The organism is Acinetobacter schindleri CIP 107287 (assembly GCF_000368625.1).
Taxonomy (GTDB): Bacteria; Pseudomonadota; Gammaproteobacteria; order Pseudomonadales; family Moraxellaceae; genus Acinetobacter; species Acinetobacter schindleri.
This window is the reverse complement of the sequence record NZ_KB849576.1, coordinates 933,935-952,496: the sequence shown is the minus strand read 5'-3', so window position 1 is coordinate 952,496 and position 18,562 is coordinate 933,935. Positions and strand designations below refer to the sequence as shown.

Here is an 18,562-nt window from a genome sequence, read left to right as displayed (position 1 = left end):
CGCTTAGGCGGTCTTTTTTTCTAATTCCACTAAACCAAATCTTTCCTCGATTTGGTTAATGAATTTAAGGAATTCATTATTTCCTTGTTGGTCTGTACAGCTTTGTATGATTTCATCGCATGTAGTTAAGTCCCACAATTTTTCAATAATGTTAGTTTGCTTAACTGATTTATATGGCAACAAGAGTGGTTGCAATATTACCTTTTGGTCAGAAAAGTCATCAGGTGAATGATTAACCTCATTTTTTGTTACCCTAAGTATTAGGTTTGGGTGTAAATAGTTTTCACATTCTCTTTTGTTTGTTAGATGAAAAATTATATTCGGATATTTTGCTTTTATGGCTAAATTTTGCTGATATTTAGGACATTTTTGACCATCATTGTCTGAGTCAAAAAATACAGCCCATGGTTTTTGTAAAGATTCTATGAGTTTATAATTTACCCAATGTTTTAAGTTGTCACTTCCACCACTAATCAGAAGTTGTACATCTAATTCAGCGATATAATCTTTTTGAATCAATCCATTTTCTGCAAATTTTGTAAATATGTGCTTTAAAAATACAACATCTGAAACACCTTCAACAAAGATATATCCACGACATTGAAGATTAGAAATATCATCAAAAGGATGTATGCCTAAATCTGAACTGATTGATTTTAAAATGTGATTACAATCAGCATGGGCTATCACATGTTGATTTTTTTCATCCTTAGTTATGTATCTTAAACTACTAATAGGCATCAGTCCCGCTAAGGCTGGGGTATGAGTAGTTACTAATATTTGAGTTTTTGGCAATATAGATAAATCAAGAAGTGCTTTTATTAACATCTCCTGATAATCAGGATGTTGTGAGGTTTCAGGCTCTTCAATAGCATAGATTATTGATCGGCCATTTGCTTCCCGGAATTTTTTCTCTGCTTCAGCTCTAAAAAAATTTAATAAGATAAGTCTTCTGACACCACTTCCTCGTTTATTAATAGGTATTCCTTGTTCTGAACTTAACGCCATAGAAAAAATAGATTCCCATTTAGGTTCTTTGGAAAAATCTGGGATCAAATCTTGTGCTAGATTTGAATCCATTTCGGCTAATTTCTCTAGAGTTCGCCCAGCTACATCTTCAACTTTAGTTTTGATATGTTCTTGGATTTTTTGTAATTGTGGTTGAATTTCAGAGAGCGCATGCTTAATTGCTAATTTCATAGGATCTTGGACTTCACTGTCTTGATCACTACTATTTCGATCCGACTTAAATAAAGCGTAAATTGGTAAAAAATTCTTTAAGGCGTCCCAAACATTTTTAGCATCTTCTTTATTTAGGGGAACTTCTTTAAGTCTGAATGTTAAAGGTTCAGATTGAAAAAGGTATTGTCTTAAAGATGTATTAGATCTTTGATCTTGTACTTGAGATATATCTAACCCTTTTGTTTTAAACAATGCTTTTAAATCTGCATTTTTCAAAATGATCAAATTATCTAAACCATTATTATCTGGATACTTAGCAAGGAGACATAAGTCAGTAGAGACTTTTTGATTTACTCGAAATGTTTTTTTAATTTCTAAGTAACCTTCTGAATTTAATAAATACTCTTCTTGTAAAGTTGTGACAGACGTTGCATCAAGTGTTAGAGAAGTTGGAATGTCATCAAAAATACAAGTTATTGAAATATTATCCTCTTCTGTACAGTTCACACATTTATCACTCTTATCTAAAGAAGAGTTTTCAAAGAAAATATCTAGTGCTTCTAAAATAGTAGATTTACCAGCATCATTTTTACCAATGATTCCTGTTAAATCTGAATCAATATATATCAAGTTCTCGCCCTGATATCCCCTAAAATTTTCTAATTTAAGTGCTATTAATTTCATAATAATATTTATCTGTAGTTGAATTTTTAGTTTAAAAATTAATCCAATTAAACTTTAACATTTTGTTTTTGTGATTAAAAGATAAATATGACTTAACTAAAAGACCTACTAATTAGTCTTTTAAAAGATCTTTAAAACGGTAATTACTTGACGATTACTTGCATATCTAGGACCTCGACTAATATGAACAATATTATCCACTCACGCTTTGTCGCAAGCTTTTCAGACCTTAAAAAGAACCCAATGGAAGTGGTCACTAATGGTTTTATCAAAACAATATCATTCTTAAAATTACATCAGGTGAATAATTTTCTTGTTAAAATCAAAACAGGAATTTTCAGGGATGAATGGAATATGGCAAAGAATTTACAAGAACTTTTAGGAAAGCGTAGCCTTGAAAGTCAAAAACGAATTTTAGAAAAGGCAAATGAAATTTTAAATAATCTTGTTCAAGAAGATCGTCAATTATTAAAAATTGCAGAAGAAGTTGAAACTGAAAAAACTGTAAAGATAAGTATTAATGACCTACGAGCTCGAGTTCACAAAAACCGCGCTTAAAGAGTTTAATATGTTCAGCCACACTTTGATGCACTCTCGAACCCTCATGGTGCAAAATGGTCTATTTTTTAGGCATACTTAAAAAAGTAAATCCTCCTTAATCTAGCTCACTATATGTATGTGATAGATTTTAAAAGCATTGTGCTTAAATCTATTCAATTTTATATTGTGGCATGCTTTATGCTTTTATTTATATACAACATAAATAGAGGAGAGCAATACACTTGATCACTCACAATCACAAACATCGGTTAACCATTCATGTATAAAAAGAATAGCAAGGACATGAGCAATCAAAATGGAATAAACCGGTGAAATACAAAACTTACTTTTGCTTTAGAACAAGCCCCATTTCAATGTTATGGGGCTTTTTTTCGCCCTTTTATATAAGTTTATTCACCTCATCCAAATAACTAAAAATTGGCACGCTTTCTGCATTTTTCTAAGTAATACGAAATTCTGGTTTTGTAATATCCACAGGAGATGCACGTGAACAATCCGACATCAAATAAAAAAATGCATCCATGGCTTCACTTTCTGGTTGAGCTACTCAGCGTACGCGCAGGCTTTCACATTAAACAGTCTTCCCAATATCAACCCAAGGATCAACATCGTGCCTAAACAAAAATTGGCACGGATCAGTATCACCGTGCCAGAAACAACGCTTCAGGCAATGGATCAAAAAATTGTCGAGCAACACTATGAAAGCCGTTCACAGGCCATTGTCGACATGATTAACCGCCACCTGATTGATGATCTGGTGATTCGCGATGAAGTCATGGTTGGCACGCTTACCTTGCTCTATGACGTCAGCCTGAAACCGCTGCGCAGTCAGCTGGTCGATCTGCAACAGCAGTATCTGGCACAAGTGATCAATTCACTGCATATCCAGCTGGATGATGAAAAAATTCTGCAAGTCATGCTGATGCAGGGCGCGAGCAGTGACCTGAAAGAAATTAGCGAACAATTTATTGCACTGAAAGGCGTGATTAAAGGGCATCTCGAACTGATGGATGCCGTCATGCCGCCTATTCCACAAAATACCGAACACACTTAAGGAGAACAGCTGTGCACAACTTATGGACTGTACAGGACTGGCAACACGCCTACCAGAATAACAATATCCAGCTTAGTGACCTGATTGAGTATGTTGCCGGGTTGAATAATGACGATCATGCCTGGATATCAATTGCAACACCAGCACAATTACAGGCACAAATTGATGCATTGACTGGTGCAGATAGCGCAAGCTTGCCACTTTATGGGGTGCCATTTGCGGTCAAGGACAATATTGATGTTGCGGGGTTCTATACCACAGCGGCTTGTAAAGAAGCAGCTTATCTGGCGACTGCCGATGCAACAGCAGTAGCCAAATTAAAAGCTGCCGGCGCGATTGTCGTGGGTAAAACCAATCTGGATCAGTTTGCAACGGGTCTGGTCGGTGTGCGTTCTCCATACGGCGCGGTGAAGAACAGCTTTAATCCTGAATACATCAGTGGCGGTTCAAGTTCCGGTTCAAGTGTTGCTGTAGCCAATGGACAAGTGCCATTCAGTCTGGGTACAGATACTGCAGGTTCAGGACGTGTACCAGCAGGGCACAATAATATTGTCGGACTCAAACCGACCAAAGGCTGGTTTTCAACTACAGGCCTGATTCCGGCTTGTCGCACTATCGATGTGATTTCGATTTTTGCTTTGACTGTGGATGATGCCTGGCAGGTGGCGCAAGTCATACAGGGCTATGATGCCAGTGATGATTATTCCAGAAGGCATCCTCAAAATGTACCGAGCCAATTTTCAAAAGGGAAAATTGCCATTCCGGATACACTGGAATTTTATTATGATGCCGAAACTGAAAAAGCATTTCAACTGGCGATCGCACGTGTACAAAGCTTGGGTTATACGGTTGAGCCGATTGATTTTGCTCCATTTCAACAACTGGCAGCGGCCTTGTATAACCGCTCTTGGGTAGCTGAACGTACCAGTGCCGTGGAAAAAATGGTGCAACGCGAGCAGACCCATCCGGTAATTGGCCAGATTATTGCACAGGCAGACCGGTTCAGTGCGGTCGATGTCATGCAGGATGAATATGAACGCGCCCGCCTGAGCCGTGTTATTCAAACTACACTGGCAGATTATGATGCCTTGATGGTGCCTACGGCACCCGCCATTTATCGCATTGCAGAAGTAGAAGCAGATCCTCTGGTCAAAAACAGTCACATGGGCGCTTATACCAATTTTGTCAATTTTGCCGATCTGTCGGCTTTAGCGCTACCCAATAGCATTCGTGCCGATGGTTTGCCAACGGGCGTGACCTTTATTGCGCCAGCCTGGATGGATGAAGCACTGGCCAAATTCGGGAAAAAATGGCAGCAGGCGAGCCAGTTAAAACTGGGCACCTCTGAACTTAGCTATGAAAAAACAACTGAAATCTCATCGGGTCACAGCGTCAAACTGGCTGTCGTCGGTGCACATCTAAGCGGAATGCCACTGAATTTTCAGTTGACCACACGTGGTGGCACCCTGATCAAGCAGACCCGGACTGCTTCGCATTACAAACTCTACGCTTTAAAAAATACCACACCGCCAAAACCTGGCCTGCAATACAACGCGAAAGGTTGTTCAATTGAAGTAGAGGTCTGGGACATTCCGCGTGCAATGTTCGGGGACATTGTTGCAGAAGTTCCGGCACCTTTGGGGATCGGTAATGTCCAGCTGATTGATGGTACTTGGGTCAAAGGCTTTATCTGTGAAGGCTATGCACTTGAGGATGCAACAGATATCAGTCATTTCGGTGGCTGGCGCGAATTTATAAAATCTAAACAACTTTCAAATACCAAATTTAAATGTGAATGCATAGGGGAAGTCGCACGATGATTAAAAAAGCCTTGTTGTCAGCATCTGTACTGACCACGATTTTATTAGCAGGCTGTGACAATACAGCCAAAGTACCGGAACCAAAAGCCAAAGCTGAAGGCAGCGTGAATACCAAGCCCATTACGATCGGTTACAGTGATTGGCCGGGGTGGGTGGCATGGCAAGTCGCGATTGAAAAAGGCTTCTTTCAAGAGGCAGGGGTCAATGTTGAGTTTAAGTGGTTCGATTATTCAGCATCGATGAGTGCTTTTTCGGCCAATCAACTTGATGCCGTTTCGGTATCCAATGGCGATAACTTGGTGATTGCATCCGGTGGTACCAAGGGCATCATGATCATGGCGACCGATTATTCAGCCGGGAATGACGTCATTATTGCTAAAAATGGCATAAATTCGATTCAAGAACTAAAGGGCAAGCAAATTGCGGTCGAAAAAGGCTTAGTTGATCATCACTTGTTAAATACGGCTTTAAGCGATGCGGGTATTGCACATACTGATGTGAACTTGGTCAACGCGGTCACCAATGAACTACCACAAGTCTTTTCAAGTCCTGATGTGGCTGCGATTGCGGTATGGCAGCCGGTGGCCAATCAAGCCTTGAAAGCCGTTGCAGGTTCCAAGATTATTTATTCCTCTCAAGATAAACCTGGTCTGATTTATGACACTTTAACGGTCAATATGACGCATTTGTCTGCACACAAAGAAGAATGGAAAAAAATCATTCAAGTGTGGGATAAAACGGTGAAATATATTAATGATCCAGCCACACGTCCTGATGCCTTAGCCATTATGGCAAAACGCGTTGGTCTTGAAGCCGATCAGTATGCACAGTTTATTGAAGGGACGCATTTATTGGATTTGGCAGCCAATAAAAAGGTATTTGAAAAATCGAACAACTTTGATTCACTCTATGGTTCAAGCTATCACGTCAATGAATTTAACTTTAAAAATGGTTTATATACCCAAAAAGTCGATGTAGATGGGGTCATTTATCCCGAACTTGTACAATCTTTACCATAATCTTTTTTATACAGGCTTTTCGTATCGAAAGGCCTTTTTTCGTTAAGGGGGCTGTATGTTAAAAAAATTATCTCTTTCTGTGTTGGTTGCTGCAAGCTTAATTCTCGTAGGCTGTAGCAAATCATCAGATACCACAACTGAAGCAAAAGCAGTCAATTCAAGTACTGCTCCGATCCGTATCGCCTATAGTGAATGGCCGGGTTCACTCGCTTGGGAAGTGGCAAAGGCAAAAGGATGGTTTGAGGAGGCAGGCTTAAATGTACAACTTGAATGGTTCTCCGACTATAACGCATCAATTCAAGCCTTTTTGGCAGGCAAAATTGATGGGGCGAGTGTCGCCAATGGCGATAACTTTATGCTGTCTTCACAAGGTGTGAACGGGAGCATTATTTTGGTCAATAGTATGTCGACCGGAAATGATATCATTATTGCGAAACCGGGCATTGAGTCTGTTAAAGAGCTTGCAGGGAAAACCGTTGCATTCGAGAAAGGCTTGGTCAGTGAATTGTTCTTTACCACCGCGATGGAGAATGAAGGTCAAGATCCGAGCAAAGTCAAAGTCGTTAATGCGGTGACCCAAGAACTATCACAAGTCTTTAATACACCAGGGATTGATGCGATCACGCTTTGGCATCCATTTGGTTTACAGGCCCTTAAAGCTGTACCGGGTTCTAAAGTCATTTATGATTCAAGCAAAACACCGGGATTAATTTACGATGTTCTTTCGGTGAACTTGCCAAACATTGAAAAATGTAAAGATGAGTGGACCAAATTGATCGTGGTGTGGGACAAGATTGTGAAATATCTTGAAGACCCTGCGACACGTGCAGATGGTATTAAAATCATGGCAGATCGTGCCGAGATTAAACCTGAACAGCTTGAAAACCTGATGGCGGGTACGACCTTGCTCGATTTAGAAGATAATAAAAAAGTCTTTGTTAAAGGTGATGGCTTGGACTCACTGTATGGTTCTTCTTATAACGTCAACAAGTTCAATATGCGTGTCGGAATTTATTCAGAAAGCCCTGTTGTCGAAAATACCATCTATCCACATTTGGTCAATGCTGCACAAGCTGAATAATCCATCTAAGCTTGATAAAAAAGGGCTTTTTAGCCCTTTTTTATGACTCACGATTTAAGCGAAGTTCATGCTTCAATCAGCCAAACTTTCTCAATATCATGTGCAGTGACCCATAACACATCACCACACTGCATTACCGCACCACTTCCAGCATTCTCTTGTGCAGTGATCTGCCTTAAAATCTTGCCAGAAATCAAATCAATTTCGATTAACAATAGATTTGTCGTTCTGACCCAAAGTCTGTTTTTAGATGCAAAAATATCCCCACCATCGCCACGTGCATGTTCAGGGAGTTGAATGGTTTGAACACACTCACAGGAGAGAGCATCAATTTTTGAAACCGTGCCATGCTTTTGATTAAGGCTAAACACATATTGATCATTGGCCGAGATAAACCAAGGGGTTTCATCAACATCAATCACATGTGTTACACGGTTTAAGAAAGGATCAATCCGTTGTACGGAGGCGTGTTGAGTGTTGGTGAGCCAAATTGCACCTGCACCATAGCAAACATTATAAGAGCTCGGTAAGACTTCAATATGTTGTTCAATTTGACCGCGACACGGTGCAATTTTGGTGAGTAATCCTTCTGCGGAGACCACCCAAATGGCATCATCGGATGCCGCCAAACTAAATTCACCCGTTAAATCCGCAAGACCCGTCGGAATGATGGCTAAAACTTCATTACTAATCTGATCTATTTTATAAATGGATTGATTTTCTAGACTCGCCACCCATACTGCTGAAAATGCACACACCGGAATTCCTGCAGCCTTAGGCACTTGAATTTCAGCCACCACCTGATTGTCTTGAGCCGAAAACTTTTGTAAGACATCCTGATTGGTGGCCCAAATATAGCGGCCATTACTCGCCATAAAGTCGACAAAACCGGAAACATGCCGAGTTTGTAGCGCAAGATGTTCAATGGGTACTTCATTTGATTCAAGCAAAACAGCATGATTCATCTATGTAACTCCTGCATATTGATGACAGCACGGTAGCGCAGTTTCCCATGACGTAACTTCTCAATCGCATCATTGACTTTCGAGATGGGAAATTCCTCCACCCAGGGCTGTATATGGTGACGTGAGCAGAAATCGAGGAGCTGATGCATGGCAATCGGTGTACCTGTGGGTGAACCTGTTAGACTAATTTGTTGATCAATTAGCTGAAAGCTTGAGATTTTAAGAGGAGCTTCGACCAAACCGACCACATGAAACTTTCCTTCAGGAGCCAATAAGAGAATGTATGCATCCCAATCGAGTGCTTGATTGACCGTATCCACAATCAGATCAAAATTTTGTGGGGGAATATCATCAAGCTGAGTCGAGGAAAGGACTTGGTCTGCACCTAATTGTTTTAGTTCATCATATTTTGCAGGGTTTGAACTAAACGCAGTGACTTTGCAGCCCCAAGCTTTGTAAAGTTGCACTGCAATATGTCCTAAGCCACCAATACCAATCACGCCCACATGATGAATCGCTTGAATACCATGTTGCAGTAAAGGGGTAAATACCGTTAAACCACCACAGAGTAATGGTCCAACACTTTGGAGATCCATATTTTCAGGAATAGGAATCACCCAAGAGGCTTGCGCACGGACATGACTCGCAAAGCCACCATGACGTCCTACAATCGTGGATTCAGATTGTTTGCACAGATTAGGTTTGGCCGACAAACAAGGATGACACGTTTGACAATGACCCGATTGCCAACCTAAACCGACCACTTGATTGGGGACTAGATGTTTTACCGTGCTACCAAGCTTTGAAATACGTCCAATGACTTCATGACCCGGAACGAAAGGATATTGTGTTTGTTGCCAATCATTATAAAGCATAGAGAGGTCAGAGTGGCATAAGCCACAGTACATGACCTCAATTTCAACCTCATCGGGGTTTAAGTCGTTAAACTCAAACTGATAAGGTTGAAGTGCTTGCTTAGGCGCATGTGCGGCATAAGCAAATACAGGCATCACTTATGCTCCTAAGTCATCATAATTGTGTTTACCAAAATGGACATTTGGACCAGTCAGTTGAATTTCGCCACGTTTGACCATCTCACGCATATAACGAAAGCCTTGCGCACTGACTTCAAATAGATGTTGACCTGCAATCACAGGCGGATATTTCTCTAAAGCTTCTGGCGTTGCAAATTGAGGCAACGGTTTAATCTCGACATCATAGTCACAAGCAAAGAATAGCGGGAATGAATAACGTTCATCACGGACTTTACGAACACGATGAGAGGTTGCAGTAAAGCGACCGCCACTTAAGGCTTCAATCATGTCGCCAATATTGACCACAAATGCATCTTCAATGGGAGGTGCATCAATCCATTCACCTTTAGAGTTCACCACTTCGAGTCCTGCTGCAGTAGGTAACAAGATGGTGAACAGCTCCATATCGGTATGTGCACCAAAACCAAAGATATCTTCTGCTTCTAGATCATGTGGATAGTGCATTAAACGTAGTTGAGAGGTGGGTCGTGTGACTAAACGGTTAAGCGCATCGGGTTCAAGTTGAAGGGCCAATTCAAAACCGCGCAGCAGCACACGTCCTAAGGCAATCACATCTTCATAATAAGCGCTAACATCTTGCTTAAAATTCGGGAGATCGGCCCATACATTCGAGCCATGCATCGGTTTTTGAGCAATCACGTCAGGATCATCATCAGGTAAATCCCAACTCAAATCGAAAGCTTCTTTATTGTCTGTTTTGTTGGGTAATTCTGCCAAATCAGGACGATCAATCGCTTCAACACGTTCTTCACCCGGTGGCACATATCCACGATGCTTAATGCCAAATTTGCCGGCGTAATACTGCATTTTTTCTTCAAAGGGTAAGGCGAAAAATGCTTTAGCTTGGGCTTGTAATGCTTCTATATGTGCTCTCGGAATGCGATGACCCTTAATATATAAAAAACCGACATGCTCAGCCGCTTTGCCGAGTTCTATCGCAACCTGTTGTTGATCTGCAGGATCTGCACTGTACAACCCTGAAATATCAATGACAGGAATTTCACTGAAATCTTTTTCAATCGTTTGAATGCTCATGTTACCCCCTAAAATGAGGCACGTATGGTGTGGAACAATGCGTGCCTTGTGAATTTACTAATGTCTGCTTAAATTTCAGTACTGTTTGAAAAGACGTTAATAATGACGATGCCAAGCACCATAAAGGACAGCCCAATCAGCGCTGCCGTGTCCAAATGCTGTTTATAGAAAATCCAACCAATGCATGAAATCAAAATAATGCCTGCACCCGACCACAGGGCATATGTAATACCCACGGGGATGGTTTTCATGGTGAGCGCTAGAAAGTAAATTGCGATCAGATAGCCAATGACAGTGATCGTGGATGGAATCCATTGGCTAAAACCATTCGATGCTTTTAAAGCAGAGGTCGCAATCACTTCTGCCACAATTGCAATCATTAAATAGAGGTAAGCCATATTGATCTCACTTACTTGCTAGTACTGACTTTGGTCATACGAGGAATCACCGGTAAATCTGCCAAAGCAGGATCAAGTTCATCTTCTTCGGCATGCACCAATTGATCGACACGTTGACGTAAGCTTTTAAACTCAGGTGTCAGCATGAGGTCAGGATGACGTGGGCGTGGCAAGTTGACTTCAATAATTTCTTTAATCTCACCTGGGTTGGCTTTCAGTGCCACGATACGGTCGGCAAGTAGAATGGCTTCGTCCATATCATGGGTAACAAAAATGATGGTAATGTCGATGTTTTTCCAAAGATCCATTAAGTGACGTTGCATTTTTTGGCGCGTATGTGGGTCAAGTGCACCAAAAGGTTCATCCATGAGCAGAATTTTCGGTTCATTGACTAAGGCGCGGGCAATGGCGACACGCTGTTTCATCCCACCTGACAGTTGGTGTGGATATTGATTTTCGTATTTTTCTAAGCCAATGATGTTAATCCACTCGCGTGCTTGGGCTTCGGCTGCTAAATGACTTTGGCCCTTCATTTTTGGACCAAACATTACATTTTCTTTGACGGTTTTCCACGGAAAGAGGGTATAGCCTTGGAACACCATGCCACGCTCAGGACTTGGGCCTGTAATCGGTGTGCCATCCACTAAAATCTCACCACTACTATATGGGTCTAAACCTGCAACCACACGGCTAAAGGTCGATTTACCACACCCAGAGGGTCCAATCACACAAATAAATTCACGTTTATGGATTTTGAGATCTAATGCATTTAAGACCGTGCGTTCTGTTTTGCCATGTTTAAACTTTTGTGTGAGTTGTTTTGCTTCTAAGATCACGGGACGTTGGTAAATCTTGTCAAAATAGTGACGTGAATCAAATGCATCAGTATGTTCAAGCTGTGTCATTAGTGTGCTCCCGCTTTCCATTTAAATAAACGTTGACCGATTTTCATCAGGACGACATCGCAGATCAGACCGATCATCCCAATAATTAAAATTGCAGCGAAGACATTGTCGAAATGTTGGTAGCGTGCTTGCTGGGTGATAAACCAAGTAATGCCAGAGGTGCTGCCAATCAGTTCAGCCACAATTAAGTAAGTCCATGCCCAACCGAGCAGTACACGCAAATTACGGTAAATTTCAGGTAATGCTGCAGGGATCACCACATGTAACAGACTTTTGAGTTTATTTGTGCCCAGAGTAAAACCGGCTTCAATCAAGCTACGGTCAACCAAGCGTGTGGTATTGGCAATAATCAGAATTTGTTGGAACAAAGTGCCAATCACAATAATGGCAATTTTTGGTGCATCGTTGATCCCTAAAATTGCAACGGCTAGGGCACCAAATGCAGGTGCAGGCAAATAACGGAAAAATTCAACAAAAGGCTCGGTCAGTTGGGATAGCTTGTTTGAAAAACCGCATAAAATTCCGAGTGGGACACCGACTAAGGAAGAAATAAAGAATGCAGTAAATACCAATTTAATACTGTGCCAAAGGCTTTCGTGAAACCATGGCGCATTGGCTTGGGCAGGCGGGGTGGTAAACGCTGTTATCAAGGCTTTAGCAACCTCATGCGGTGCAGGTAGGTATATAGGATTAACTAAAATCCCTTGCGGTGGTGTTAGGCCTTGATCCACTGCATTCTGTGCCTCTGCATAAAACACATCTTTGTGCACACGACTATCGACTTGTAAAAAGCTGACACTACCCGATTGGGTAATCTGTACTTGCGGATGCCATATAAATGGTAAGTAACTTACCGCACACCAAATGAGAATTGGTATTAAAAATGACCCCAAGCCAAACAACAGTTTGTTCCTTTGACTGAGTTCGCTTGCAACGTAACTCATCTTGCTGCCCCCCAATATTACGTTTTTTATAAAATGTAATACTGACTAAGCAAAATGGATGCCATGATGGGCTGAAATCATCAGGATGATGAAAGAATCTGATATTCAAAAATCATTAAAAAATAAAGTTTTTGACTTACTTAAATTAACCTTCTGGTTACGTATAAAAACATAAAACATGGCATTTTAGTCTTTATTGGTTGTTTTATAATCAAAACTATTTCATATCTTTACATCGGTTTAATTCGACCCAGCTTTTCTTTAAGGTATTGCTCACTTCTTAACTCATTGAATTATAAAGGGGAGCAATGCTAGAATTTAAAAATCAAATCGTACACGGCGGAATTTTCGATATGGATGGAACCATGTTTGATACCGAACGCTTGCGCTTTCAAACCTTGCAACAAGCTTCACGTGAGCTGATTGGCATTGAATTTTCTGAAAGTTATTTAATGCAGTGTTTGGGCCTTAGTGCTCGTAGTGCAGAGCAATTGGCTAAAGAGCGTTATGGAGAAGATGTACCTTATGCCGAGATTCGTCAACGTGCCGATGTGCTGGAACTGGAGCACGTGCGTCAGTACGGCGTTCCGATTAAAAAAGGGCTATTACAAGTGCTGGAACGCCTGCGCAAAGCTGGCCTGAAAATGGCGGTAGCCACCTCAAGCCGACGTGCGATCGCAGAAGAATATCTGATCAATGCCAATGTCTATAAATTTTTTGATGTACTGGTCTGTGGCGATGAGATTAAACAGGGGAAACCTCATCCAGAAATTTTTATCAGTGCAGCGGAAAAAATCAATTTAAGTCCGGCCCAGTGCCTGATGTTTGAAGATTCTGAAAATGGTCTGCGCTCTGCCTATGATGCAGGCGGGATGACGGTGCTTTTCAAAGACATCAAAACACCGAACGAGTCGATGCTGGCACAAGCCCAGTATTATTATGAAACGGTCGAAGATTTCTTGACGGAACTGAACCAGTTTGTGCCCGTTCTGGACATGCCAGAACTACAGACGGCTTTTCCGCAAACACTGAATCAGTTGACTGTCGGGATTCACGGTTTTGGTGCAATTGGGGGCGGTTATCTGGCTCAGGTATTATCACACTGGGATGGATACACACGTCCGCGCAAAATTATTGCTTCGACACGTAATCCACTGTATCAATCTAGCGTCAATGCTTTTGGTACTTACTGTATTCGCTATGGCCAGAATTCGTTTGACCAGCGTATTGAAAATATGAGCGTGATTGATGCACATGATCTGCAACAAATGCAGAACATGTATATTGAATCCAGTCTGGTCGCCATTTGCGTACCAGAGGAAGCACTGGTTTCTGAAGCGGAGGTCATTGCACAAGGTTTATACGCACGTTATCTGGCTTATGAGCAGCAGGATCAGCCACTCACAGTGCTCATTATCCTGAATAAAATCGGTGCTAAACAGAAGGTGATACAGCAGATTCTGAACAGTCTGCGACGGATTACCGATGAAAAGACTGCACAGAAGATTATGGATCAGCATTACTTCTGTGACACTGTGGTCAACCGCATGGTTTCCAAGCTATCAGACCAGAAACTGTATCGTCAGTTGCGCATTAAATACAACATGTTCAAGCAGTACCAGCTAGATGAAGATCTGTCCACCGTTGATCTGGATGATTCAACCGCATTGAATGCCGAGCAGGAACATCAGGCAGGTCTATATATAGAAGACCTGCGCCGTAACTTCCAGCCGAGTCATATCCTGCAGTCTATGGATCTGATTCTGTTTAATGCTGAAACGGATATGCCGATTTATGTGGAAAATAACAGTCCCTTACTGGCGAAAATGCGACAGATGATTCTGGTGGATGATATTGCCAATATCCAGCTGATTAAAAACCGCTTATGGAATGGCGTACATGCGATGATGGCCTGGTATGCCAGCCTGCGTGGACATCCGACTATTGGGATTGCCATGTCAGATCAGGCAGTCAGAAAATTTATGCACCAGTCCTTAGCTCAGGTGAAGCATGGTCTCTGCTACCAGATTCCAAAACATGCCTCAGATCTGGAACGTCTGGCTCAAAGCTTTAGTGAATCTTGTGCCCATGCTTATCAGGACCCATGCGCACGTGTAGGTCGTGAACCCCTCAGAAAACTTGAGCACAATGAGCGTGTGATGGGCTCGTTGGCGACCTTGCTCAAATATAGCTTGCCTTTTGATGTGGTTTTAAAAGGCGCAGTGCTCGGTTATGTCTATGCTCTGGAGCAGGGTGAATGCGAGCAGCAGGAGCTTTTGATGCATTTACAGATCCAGTTAAGACATATGGCCTTAGAACCGCAGCTCTATGAGATGTTGTATGATGAAATGTCACAATTCATCAATCAGATCATAGCTGGGAAATTGTCTTTGCAGAAATTCATGCAACTGGATTTACAGCAGGCATTCAGCTAAATAAAGTATTAAATTAAAAAGACCCAGAATTTTTCTGGGTCTTTTTTTATGAGAATAGATAATGTGTTACACAGCAGTCGCTTCTTGCTGATAAATACAGGATTGCGCAATCTGTTTTTTCTCGGCTGCGGTCATTTCAATATCTTCCCATTTTTCCATTTGCTGCAAGAGCCAGCTAAAATCTTCCAGTTTGGGTTGGGCACTTGCACCATGCATATTACGGATAATTTTCTGAATCTTATGGAAGTCATAAACATGCTGATGATCAGAGCATTCAAACTGGATAATCTTATAATCGACCAGCATCTTCCAGACTTCAGACAGGTCAGTTCTCTGTTGCAAATCAGCTTGGGCTTTTTGAATCGCAGTCACCAAAGCTTTTAAGGTCAGTGGATGTTGTTCTGCCCATTCCTGACAGACTGCTAATACTTTGTCTGCCACTGCAGGAATAATATTTGGGCTGGAGGCCACAATAAAACTATGACCTTCAATCTGCGCCTGAATATTCCACGGCTCACCCACACAAAAGCCATCAAAGACATGTTGGGCAATACCTTTCACCATCGAGGGCGGTGGCGAGGTTAGCATATGAAAGTTTTTAGCCAAATCTGGATCGGTCAATGCCAGCCATTCACGTAAACAGAAATGATGGATCGAATATTTATATACATGCGCCAGATTCACACGTTTATTTTCTTTCAGTGCTTGCACGACTTTTTGCGAACTGGTTTTTTCATCGACATCCGGATGTAAATCCAGTGCATAGCAAAGATCCTGGCGCAGACTGATAAAGGCCTGATTAATGCTGAGTACCAAAGGCGTTTGCAGATTGGCTTTCAGTTGATCCTGACCAAGTGCTGCGGCTGGCAACATTGCAGACAGGCAGTGCGCGACATCAAGGAAGCCATAAGCCAGACGGTCACGCAGACTGGCCCATGAAGCTTCCCGGATCAAGTTCACCTTTAAACCTTGTTCCTGAAAATAACCCTGTTTTTCCGCCCATAAGATCGCGACACAATCGAGCAAAGGAATAAAGCCAATATTGAGTTCAGTTTTTTCTAATGTGGACATATGCTTTTCCTTATTCGCCCGATAACAGTTTTTGTGCATCCAGCAGACGTCTTGCCATTTCGCCCAAAGTTATGCGGTGACTCATGGCATTTTTGCGCAGCAGGGCAAAAGCCTGTTCTTCGCTCATGGAATGCAGTTGAATCAGCAAGGATTTAGCTTTGTCGATGTCACGGCGGTCTGCCAGCTTATCTTGGGTTTCCTTGAGATCATTCAGCAGTTTTTTATGCTTATGGAATTGCTCAATGGAAATCTCCATGATGCTATTCAGCTTGCTCGGATCAATACCATCAACAATATAGGCCGTCACACCGGCATCTATCGCGCTTTTGATGGTGTCTTTATTGGAGTTCTGGGTAAAAAGAACCGTAGGTAATTCATACTGGCTCACGCAACTTTCGATAATGTCGCGATGGGGATGGTCCATATTCAATAAAATGACATCTGCCTGCAGATTCTTGACATGCGTCATACTCAGATCGTGGACGATCAGGCAGGCAACGACGATAAAATCATGCGCAGTCAGTGAATCCTGAATAAATTCAGCACGCTCGGCATTGTCATCAATGAGTGCAATTTTAAGTTTTGGCATATTACAGCTTTATTTTGATCCAATGATCGGTACATCTTGAACGCATTTATATGCAATTTTTGCGCCATTTTTATGCAATGTCGAGCGAGGGTTTTTATGCATTTTATGATTCTTTTTTGTGCAAAAGCTTTGAAACAGTGCAATTCCATCAATGTCGTAGGGGATGGCAATGCTTATAAATAAGTTGGGCTAGCACTTTATCCTTAAAAAATAAGTAAAAAAGCCTTTTTTATAAAATTGGCACAGATCCTGCTAAGTATTTAACAAGATAAGAGTATTGAGTCAAAGGCGACTTATACCTGAAAATTTAGACGGCCAATGACGTCCGTTCTGTTCGATTCTGACCTGCCAAAGCCATAGGTCAGGATATTTATAACGTTCAGTTCTGGAGGAAGATGGTCATGTCTTCAAATTTACAAGCTCAAAAAGCAACAAAAATAAGTCTATTCAGTTTTTCCAGCGCAGCGATGCGTGCCTTCCACATGAGCTGGCTGGCATTCTTTGTCTGTTTCTTCGCCTGGTTTGCCTGTGCGCCGCTGATGCCGGTCATTGCAGGTGAATTCAATCTGACCAAAGCACAAATCGCCAATATCAATATTGCTGCGGTTGCTATCACTATTCTGGTTCGTCTGATTGTGGGGCCTTTATGTGACAAATACGGTCCACGTAAAACCTATTCTGCATTACTGATCATCGGCAGTATTCCTGTCTTTGGTGTCGCAGCTTCTAATAGCTACGAATCCTTCCTATTCTTCCGCTTATTGATTGGTGCCATTGGTGCCAGCTTCGTGATTACCCAATATCACACCAGCATCATGTTTGCGCCAAATGTCGTAGGTACGGCAAATGCGGCAACTGCAGGCTGGGGCAATGCAGGTGGTGGCGCCACGCAGGTATTGATGCCATTAATGCTGGCTGCCCTGGTGATGTTCGGTGTTGAACAGGCAATGGGCTGGAGAATTACACTGATTGTGCCAGGTGTGATGATGGTGATAGTAGGCTTCCTGTACTGGAAACTGACTCAAGACTGTCCGCAAGGCAACTTTAGTGAATTACGTGCCCAAGGCGTCAGTGTCGGCAGCGATAAAAAAGGTGGCATGGCGATTCTGATGCATGCAGCGAAAAACTACCGTGTGTGGATCCTGTTTGGTGCCTATGCTGCCTGTTTCGGTATCGAAATCTTCATTCATAACATTGTTGCAATGTACTACGTAGAAAACTTCGAGTTTGGCCTGAAAGAAGCGGGTATGGCTGCGGGGATCTTTGGTTTGCTGGCGTTATTTGCACGCGCCTTGGGTGGCATCGTATCTGACAGAGTCGCACTAAGCAAAGGACTGGATGGTCGTACCAAAGTATTGTTCCTGATGATCCTGCTGGAAGGTGTGTTCCTGGTGGTGTTCTCACAAATGAACAGTGCAATGCTGGCAATCCTGACCATGACGGTATTCGCCCTGTTTACCCACATGGCCTGCGGTGCGACCTATGCGCTAGTGCCATTTATTGACCGTGATGCACTGGGTGGTGTGGCGGGCATTATCGGTGCAGGCGGTAACGTAGGCGCAGTTGCAGCGGGCTTCTTATTAAAAGGCATGCTGGATATCCAGACCACATTAATGGTGCTGGGTGGGCTGGTAGTGATTGCTGCGAGCTGTGTACTAATGATCCGTTTCTCGGTTGAGCATAAGGAAAAAGAACAGCGTCTGTTTGAACAGGCGATTCAGGATCGCAACCTTGCTGAAGCGCAAAATTAAGACCAGATATTTT

17 protein-coding genes are annotated in these 18,562 nt (G+C 42.2%); 8 read left to right on the top strand and 9 right to left on the bottom strand.

Going from position 1 to position 18,562, the window contains the following annotated elements:
• Positions 1-3: 3 nt before the first annotated feature.
• On the bottom strand, positions 4-1,866 hold the full coding sequence (locus F955_RS11985; protein WP_004894909.1) for an AAA family ATPase: 1,863 nt from the start codon (positions 1,864-1,866) through the stop codon (positions 4-6).
• Positions 1,867-2,049: 183 nt separating this feature from the next.
• On the opposite strand from F955_RS11985, the gene F955_RS11980 reads away from it, so the two are divergent.
• The 6 genes from F955_RS11980 to F955_RS11960 all read left to right on the top strand — a co-directional run bounded on the left by F955_RS11980 (position 2,050) and on the right by F955_RS11960 (position 7,401).
• The gene (locus F955_RS11980; RefSeq protein ID WP_004894907.1) at positions 2,050-2,424 is read left to right on the top strand and encodes a type III-B CRISPR module-associated protein Cmr5; all 375 of its coding nucleotides are present in this window, start codon (positions 2,050-2,052) and stop codon (positions 2,422-2,424) included.
• A 489-nt stretch (positions 2,425-2,913) separates the two neighbouring features.
• Positions 2,914-3,045 carry a hypothetical protein gene (locus F955_RS16995; RefSeq protein ID WP_004647016.1) on the top strand — a complete coding sequence of 44 codons (132 nt, stop codon included), beginning with the start codon at positions 2,914-2,916 and terminating at the stop codon, positions 3,043-3,045.
• Positions 3,038-3,481 (top strand): CopG family ribbon-helix-helix protein, encoded by a 444-nt coding sequence (locus F955_RS11975; RefSeq protein ID WP_004894906.1) that lies wholly within the window; start codon positions 3,038-3,040, stop codon positions 3,479-3,481. The genes F955_RS16995 and F955_RS11975 overlap by 8 nt, the downstream gene beginning before the upstream one ends.
• Before the next feature lie 11 nt (positions 3,482-3,492).
• On the top strand, positions 3,493-5,301 hold the full coding sequence (atzF, locus tag F955_RS11970) for an allophanate hydrolase (RefSeq protein ID WP_004894904.1): 1,809 nt from the start codon (positions 3,493-3,495) through the stop codon (positions 5,299-5,301).
• Positions 5,298-6,320 (top strand): ABC transporter substrate-binding protein, encoded by a 1,023-nt coding sequence (locus F955_RS11965; RefSeq protein ID WP_004894903.1) that lies wholly within the window; start codon positions 5,298-5,300, stop codon positions 6,318-6,320. Before atzF ends, F955_RS11965 begins: the two co-directional genes overlap by 4 nt.
• 55 nt (positions 6,321-6,375) lie before the next feature.
• Positions 6,376-7,401: an ABC transporter substrate-binding protein gene (locus F955_RS11960; protein ID WP_004894899.1), complete on the top strand. Its 1,026-nt coding sequence runs from the start codon at positions 6,376-6,378 to the stop codon at positions 7,399-7,401.
• A 65-nt stretch (positions 7,402-7,466) separates the two neighbouring features.
• On the opposite strand, the gene F955_RS11955 is transcribed toward F955_RS11960, so the two are convergent.
• The 6 genes from F955_RS11955 to F955_RS11930 all read right to left on the bottom strand — a co-directional run bounded on the left by F955_RS11955 (position 7,467) and on the right by F955_RS11930 (position 12,703).
• The gene (locus F955_RS11955) at positions 7,467-8,366 is read right to left on the bottom strand and encodes a YncE family protein (RefSeq protein WP_004894896.1); all 900 of its coding nucleotides are present in this window, start codon (positions 8,364-8,366) and stop codon (positions 7,467-7,469) included.
• Complete coding sequence (locus tag F955_RS11950; protein ID WP_004894893.1) at positions 8,363-9,376, bottom strand: NAD(P)-dependent alcohol dehydrogenase; 1,014 nt, start codon at positions 9,374-9,376, stop codon at positions 8,363-8,365. The genes F955_RS11955 and F955_RS11950 overlap by 4 nt, the downstream gene beginning before the upstream one ends.
• Positions 9,377-9,379: 3 nt before the next feature.
• Positions 9,380-10,456 (bottom strand): isopenicillin N synthase family dioxygenase, encoded by a 1,077-nt coding sequence (locus tag F955_RS11945; protein WP_004894890.1) that lies wholly within the window; start codon positions 10,454-10,456, stop codon positions 9,380-9,382.
• 68 nt (positions 10,457-10,524) lie between these two features.
• The gene (locus F955_RS11940) at positions 10,525-10,854 is read right to left on the bottom strand and encodes a DMT family transporter (protein ID WP_004894887.1); all 330 of its coding nucleotides are present in this window, start codon (positions 10,852-10,854) and stop codon (positions 10,525-10,527) included.
• Between the two features lie 11 nt (positions 10,855-10,865).
• Positions 10,866-11,759 (bottom strand): ABC transporter ATP-binding protein, encoded by an 894-nt coding sequence (locus F955_RS11935; protein ID WP_004894885.1) that lies wholly within the window; start codon positions 11,757-11,759, stop codon positions 10,866-10,868.
• Positions 11,759-12,703, bottom strand: coding sequence for an ABC transporter permease (locus F955_RS11930; RefSeq protein ID WP_004894881.1), 945 nt, complete (start codon positions 12,701-12,703; stop codon positions 11,759-11,761). The genes F955_RS11935 and F955_RS11930 overlap by 1 nt, the downstream gene beginning before the upstream one ends.
• 308 nt (positions 12,704-13,011) lie before the next feature.
• Here F955_RS11930 and mtlD point away from each other — a divergent pair, with 308 nt between their 5' ends.
• Positions 13,012-15,138: a bifunctional mannitol-1-phosphate dehydrogenase/phosphatase gene (gene mtlD / locus F955_RS11925; RefSeq protein WP_004894877.1), complete on the top strand. Its 2,127-nt coding sequence runs from the start codon at positions 13,012-13,014 to the stop codon at positions 15,136-15,138.
• 66 nt (positions 15,139-15,204) lie between these two features.
• On the opposite strand, the gene F955_RS11920 is transcribed toward mtlD, so the two are convergent.
• Both F955_RS11920 and F955_RS11915 read right to left on the bottom strand, forming a co-directional pair.
• Positions 15,205-16,209, bottom strand: coding sequence for an ABC transporter substrate-binding protein (locus F955_RS11920; protein ID WP_004894875.1), 1,005 nt, complete (start codon positions 16,207-16,209; stop codon positions 15,205-15,207).
• 10 nt (positions 16,210-16,219) lie between these two features.
• On the bottom strand, positions 16,220-16,798 hold the full coding sequence (locus F955_RS11915) for an ANTAR domain-containing response regulator (protein ID WP_004894872.1): 579 nt from the start codon (positions 16,796-16,798) through the stop codon (positions 16,220-16,222).
• 401 nt (positions 16,799-17,199) lie between these two features.
• Here F955_RS11915 and F955_RS11910 point away from each other — a divergent pair, with 401 nt between their 5' ends.
• Positions 17,200-18,549, top strand: a complete 1,350-nt coding sequence (locus tag F955_RS11910; protein WP_004894869.1) for an MFS transporter — start codon at positions 17,200-17,202, stop codon at positions 18,547-18,549.
• The last annotated feature ends 13 nt before the right edge of the window (positions 18,550-18,562 follow it).

Coding starts and splice junctions, on each gene's coding strand:
- F955_RS11985 (WP_004894909.1), bottom strand. CDS start 1,866: ATGAAATTAATAGCACTTAAATTAGAAAATTTTAGGGGATATCAGGGC.
- F955_RS11980 (WP_004894907.1), top strand. CDS start 2,050: ATGAACAATATTATCCACTCACGCTTTGTCGCAAGCTTTTCAGACCTT.
- F955_RS11965 (WP_004894903.1), top strand. CDS start 5,298: ATGATTAAAAAAGCCTTGTTGTCAGCATCTGTACTGACCACGATTTTA.
- F955_RS11960 (WP_004894899.1), top strand. CDS start 6,376: ATGTTAAAAAAATTATCTCTTTCTGTGTTGGTTGCTGCAAGCTTAATT.
- F955_RS11955 (WP_004894896.1), bottom strand. CDS start 8,366: ATGAATCATGCTGTTTTGCTTGAATCAAATGAAGTACCCATTGAACAT.
- F955_RS11950 (WP_004894893.1), bottom strand. CDS start 9,376: ATGCCTGTATTTGCTTATGCCGCACATGCGCCTAAGCAAGCACTTCAA.
- F955_RS11945 (WP_004894890.1), bottom strand. CDS start 10,456: ATGAGCATTCAAACGATTGAAAAAGATTTCAGTGAAATTCCTGTCATT.
- F955_RS11940 (WP_004894887.1), bottom strand. CDS start 10,854: ATGGCTTACCTCTATTTAATGATTGCAATTGTGGCAGAAGTGATTGCG.
- F955_RS11935 (WP_004894885.1), bottom strand. CDS start 11,759: ATGACACAGCTTGAACATACTGATGCATTTGATTCACGTCACTATTTT.
- F955_RS11930 (WP_004894881.1), bottom strand. CDS start 12,703: ATGAGTTACGTTGCAAGCGAACTCAGTCAAAGGAACAAACTGTTGTTT.
- mtlD (WP_004894877.1), top strand. CDS start 13,012: ATGCTAGAATTTAAAAATCAAATCGTACACGGCGGAATTTTCGATATG.
- F955_RS11920 (WP_004894875.1), bottom strand. CDS start 16,209: ATGTCCACATTAGAAAAAACTGAACTCAATATTGGCTTTATTCCTTTG.
- F955_RS11915 (WP_004894872.1), bottom strand. CDS start 16,798: ATGCCAAAACTTAAAATTGCACTCATTGATGACAATGCCGAGCGTGCT.
- F955_RS11910 (WP_004894869.1), top strand. CDS start 17,200: ATGTCTTCAAATTTACAAGCTCAAAAAGCAACAAAAATAAGTCTATTC.